This is a genomic window from Streptomyces sp. S3(2020), assembly GCF_013044505.1.
Lineage (GTDB): Bacteria > Actinomycetota > Actinomycetes > Streptomycetales > Streptomycetaceae > Streptomyces.
Window position 1 is genome coordinate 1 of sequence record NZ_JABERD010000492.1, and the last position, 1,581, is coordinate 1,581.

The 1,581-nt window shown below is 73.4% G+C and carries 1 protein-coding gene and 1 pseudogene; both read right to left on the reverse strand.

Going from position 1 to position 1,581, the window contains the following annotated elements; genetic code table 11:
* Positions 1 to 99: 99 nt before the first annotated feature.
* Entirely contained in the window at positions 100 to 1,059 is a 960-nt protein-coding gene (locus HLK59_RS49860) for an NAD-dependent epimerase/dehydratase (RefSeq protein ID WP_171148307.1), read from the reverse strand.
* A gap of 178 nt (positions 1,060 to 1,237) precedes the next feature.
* Positions 1,238 to 1,581, reverse strand: a pseudogene (locus tag HLK59_RS49865) (hypothetical protein); the annotation flags it as partial.

Here is a 1,581-nt window from a genome sequence, read left to right on the forward strand (position 1 = left end):
AGCAGGATGTGCAGTTTGTTAGTTCAAGAGGCAGGCGGCACGCGAGAGGCTCAGGGGTCGCGTGGGCGCGGAGATGTGTATAAGCGCCAGTCGTGCTGGTCAGATGCGGCATGCCGCCTCCATCCAGATGTCGGCGAGGGACTCTTCGAGATTGATCCGGGGGCGCCAGCCGAGCCGGTCGCGTGCGGTGCGCACGTCGGCCTGCTGCCAGCTGCCGCAACCGTCCGGGTACGGGTACGCGGCCGGCGCGGCATGGTCTGGTTCGGGGCGGGGGTGGCCGATGGATGCCCTGAGCGGGCCGGGAGGTCCGTCGAGTTCGTGGAGGGCGCCCCCGTATCCGGCCACGCGGGCCAGGACGGCGGCGGCGTCCCGGAGGCGGATGGCACGGCCGGAGCCGATGTTGATGACGCCCTGTGCGGCGGAGAGGCTGGCGGCGTGGACGGCGCGGGCGACGTCGCGGACATCGATGAAGTCGCGCTGGACGCCGAGCCCGCCGAGCTTGAGTTCGCCGTCGCCGGACTGCATGGCGCGGCGCATGGCCTCGGCGAGGCGGCCGAGCGGGGATCCCGCGGGGGTGCCGGGGCCCGCCGGTGAGAACACGCGGAGGACGACCGCGTCCAGGCCGGATCCCAGGACCAGTTCGGTGGCGGCGAGTTTGCTGACGCCGTACGGGCCGCCGGGACGGGGGACGGCGTCCTCGGCGGTGGAGGAGCCGGGCTGGCTCGGGCCGTACTCGGCGCCGCAGCCGATCTGGACCAGCCGTGCCCCGCAGCCGCTGCGGCGCAGGGCCTCGCAGACGGTGGCCACGGCGACGGTGTTGTGGCGGGCGAGGTCACGGGCGCCGCCGCGGGTGGCGCCCGCGCAGTTGATGACCACGCCGGGGTGGACCGCGTCGAGGAAGCGGGTGAGTGCTCCGGGACTGCCGGACGCGAGGTCGAAGCGGACGTCGGCGTCGTCGCCGCGGCCGAGGGCGGTGAGCTGGACGGCCGGGTCGGCGAGCAGACGGTCGGCGACGAAGCGGCCGAGGTAGCCGTTGGCTCCGATCAGCAGAACCCTCATCGTGCGGCTCCCGTCGCCGGGTCTTCGGGTCGGGAGGTGTTCATGTGGTGCTCTCCTGTCAGAACGGTGTGCCGTCGACGGTGGGGCGAGATGCCTGCGACGGCCTGCTGGTGTGAGTGGGGGCGCGCGGGGCGCCGTGCTGCTTCGTCGTGCGTCGTCGGGTTCGCGCCGCGTCGCCTCACCACCGCTGGTCCGTCGGGGCGTGGGCCGAGGCCCTCGTCAGCCTGCGGGTGGCGTGCAGCAGGAGGGCGAGCGCTCCTGCCGCGCAGGCGAGCGTCGGGACGCTGCCCGGGCCCCATGTCTCGGCGAGGGTCTCGATCGGGGTGCCCAGGAAGTCGCAGCCCGGGAGGCGGGCGGCGAAGACCGAGGCGATGGCCGTCAGCTCCGTCATGGCCGTGGCGGTCAGGACGAGTGCCGGCGCGTGGGTGAAGCCGTGGGTGGTGAGGAGACGGGACAGGAGGAGGAGGGCGCCCAGGGTGAGGGTCTGGGCGCCCTCCTCCTCCCTATCCCTTATACACATCT

Excerpts from the sequence above, each read along its gene's own strand:
- HLK59_RS49860 (WP_171148307.1), bottom strand. The coding sequence starts at position 1,059 with ATGAGGGTTCTGCTGATCGGAGCCAACGGCTACCTCGGCCGCTTCGTC.